Origin of the sequence: Lentilactobacillus hilgardii DSM 20176 = ATCC 8290, from assembly GCF_000159315.1 — a bacterium.
Classification (GTDB): domain Bacteria; phylum Bacillota; class Bacilli; order Lactobacillales; family Lactobacillaceae; genus Lentilactobacillus; species Lentilactobacillus hilgardii.
Map to the genome: position 1 here is coordinate 236,394 of NZ_GG669993.1, position 1,831 is coordinate 238,224.

Here is a 1,831-nt window from a genome sequence, read left to right on the forward strand (position 1 = left end):
TCTGATAAAGCTTACATATTTTATTTAAAAATGGTTCATTCCAGATAATATCCTCAGGAGTATTTTCGGGCAAAAAATCAACATTAGTATAATAATACTCCAAATATTTTCTTTGAGCATCTAGTTTTATTTTGTCTTTTGATGTTGAGTGTTTCTCGTTTCTTCCCTTTGAAGATGGAAAGGGAATCTTTTTAGATATTTTTTCGATAGCAGAATTAATAAAATTGGGATCCTCAGCCTCTTTTACACTTAAATTATTAATAGCTACTTTTTCAATTCTTTTATTCCCATCAAGGAGATAGAACCAATCTGTTAGTTGATGTAGAGACGATTGCAAAATATCTAATTTTTGTAAACTGTCAGCTCCCTCATGAGTGTACTCAACAGAAATAATATTTGCATCTATATTCATAGTTTTTATAACTGAATCTAAAAGTAATTTTGTCGCTTCATCTTCAACAAAAACAGTACAATTTGAAGAAACAGGTATTTCTAATTCATTAAATACTTCGTTAGGGGAACTGCTATTTTTAATAATAGCATTATTTATTTCTTTAATATTAGAGTTAACTGATATAGGTTTAATAGCATTATCTGGTAGGCATGAAATAAATTTTTCCGAGTGAGTAGCAATAATTATTTGACTTTTAGTTCTTTTTAATTCAGTTAGTAAAAAGAGCAATAAGCGTTTTTGCGCACCAGGATACAAAGAGGTTTCTGGTTCATCTAAAAGGATTAAACTTGATGTACTAATAGAACAAAGCTTATGGACAAGCTGTATTACGGTAAATTCGCCGCTCCCTGCATGGGCTTCAGTATACTGAAAATCCTTTTTTTTGATTAAAGCAGAAATCCCCCAATTTCTAAAAAAATGATGGTACACTATTCTACCACTTACATATTCAGTTCCAAGAATTTCAGAAATAAAATGAAGTTCTGTTTTTGTCAATGTATGAGGAGCCTTGTTTTGAATTTTATGATTGTTAGTACTATAAAGTGATTTTCCACGAAAAGCTTTTTGTAATTTTGGGGAAACTCTTCTAATGAAATCCTGTTTAGTTACTGTTTTTATATCAGAAATGGATCCAAAGTAAAAGAATTTATCATAGGCACTCAGCTCTTGTCTAAAATCCAAGTAGAGACAATTCCAATCAATTGGGGGACGGCGGGTACCACTAATGTTCATCCGATACATTTTCTTTATTTTGTCAGTTTCCCAATAGTCCAAGTTTTTTCTTTTGGTTTTTGTCCCTGGACGCGATGATCTCCTCATTACTGTTTGGTTGAAATTTCCGTCTTCATAATAAGAATAGACAAAGCATTGAGGCATTCCCTTTCCATCACCATCCTTTATTGGATCAACAGTTGTTGAAAACCAATAATACGCAGGGGTTTGTCCCCTTGGACATCCATACAAAGCATGAAGTATGGAACTTTTTCCACAACCATTTTTTTCTACGAGTACAGTTAATGGAAATTCAAAATTTATTTCACTGAAAGGAATAAAATTTTTATAGTATGGAAATTTTATTGAAGAAATGTACTTTTTAAATTTATTGTTTGATTTATCTTGAGTTATGTCAGTAATTAACTTATGGATTTTCTCGTTTGTTCTCATACATTTTGAGATTCTTTCTCTAAATTCAGCTTTTAAAGTCATCAGCATTTGGACTATAAAAAATGGACCTTGCTGGACTCGAACCAGCGACCGGACGGTTATGAGCCGTCTGATCTGACCAACTGAGCTAAAGGTCCGATAAGGATAAGGGCCCCTAAAGGATTCGAACCTATATATATTAATGACTATTATGGCGTGTTTACAAATATGCTC

The 1,831-nt window shown here is 32.2% G+C and carries 1 protein-coding gene and 1 tRNA gene; both read right to left on the bottom strand.

The window, feature by feature from the left end:
* A partial coding sequence (locus HMPREF0519_RS13305; protein ID WP_169303868.1) for an AAA family ATPase occupies positions 1 to 1,618 on the bottom strand: 1,618 nt, incomplete at its 3' end.
* A 63-nt stretch (positions 1,619 to 1,681) separates the two neighbouring features.
* Positions 1,682 to 1,755: transfer RNA gene (locus HMPREF0519_RS05250), tRNA-Ile, on the bottom strand.
* Positions 1,756 to 1,831: the final 76 nt, after the last annotated feature.